Annotated in this window: 1 protein-coding gene; it reads right to left on the bottom strand. The window is 37.7% G+C overall.

All coding sequences use genetic code 11. The annotated features are described in order from the left end of the window. Positions 1-99: 99 nt before the first annotated feature. Positions 100-909 carry a putative ABC transporter permease gene (locus tag AC1EJ5_RS10000; protein WP_479816013.1) on the bottom strand — a complete coding sequence of 270 codons (810 nt, stop codon included), beginning with the start codon at positions 907-909 and terminating at the stop codon, positions 100-102. Positions 910-1,050: the final 141 nt, after the last annotated feature.

The following is a 1,050-nucleotide window of genomic DNA, read 5'->3' as shown; positions in this document are numbered from 1 at the left end:
TCTGTGCTGTATTTTGCCATTAAAAAACTGACCTCCATTAGTTGATTTTTAAGTCCAACTTTTGGGGGTCAGTACATATTGGATTTTGGGGTTTTTACTCTATTTTTCAATATTCTTTTCTATTTCTTTTATATCCCTGTCTATTTTATCCAGGTCTTTATCGACTTTGTCGACAAAATCTTCAATCAAGTTAGGGAAGGCTTTGATAAGTCTTCTTTCACCCATCTTATCGAATTTACTGAGCAATTCAGCTCGGATTTGGGCTCGTTTGGCTTCGATTTCTTTGACCCTTGGTCTGTCTTTGATTTCCTCGCTCTTTTCCTTTATAGTCATAGTCCTGTCATAGACACGCTTGCCAATATCATCTGAAACCTCCCTAATATCCGCACTTGCGGCCTGGAGTTTCTTAAATTTCTTATTTAGGCCAACCAAGGTAAGGATGGTCTGAGCCATATCTACAGCAAAAATTGCTAGTAAAATTATATTTCCATAAAAAATAAATTTTGGATTTAAAAGCTCAAAAAATCTCACAATCATAGGGTGAACTGCCTCATACAAAACAAAGCATGCAAGGCCCCAAAGGATTGAAAACTCAAGGCAAATATAGCCTCCAAGATTAAATCTCATGTCAGAATAATCCCACCATTTTTTGTGGAAAATCTTCTCCAAAAGAAAGCCCCCAACAAGTTCCAAGGCAGTAGCTATGAAAACCGACCCAAAAAACAAAACAAGCTTGTTGGTTTTTGCTATATCAGTCAAAAAATAAATCACACCCAAGGCCCCAAAGCCATAAATCGGACAAAGAGGCCCATTCAAAAACCCCCTATTAATAAAACGCCCAGTCTTCACCGCCTGAAAGGAAACCTCCATAATCCAACCAATAAAGGCATAAACAAAAAAATATCCTATATAAAACCTAATAAAACCATCTCCTTTAATTCTTTTTAACTATTATACCCAGATTGAGAAAGATTTAATCAAAACTACCAGCTTAGCTGGTAGTTTGTGCAGCGCCTATAAGGCGCGAATACCGGCACGCCCCTATTGGGG

It is taken from the genome of Anaerococcus sp. C0059F3, from assembly GCF_056590475.1.
The sequence above is the reverse complement of the archived record's forward strand: the minus strand, read 5'-3'. Positions and strand labels throughout refer to the sequence as shown.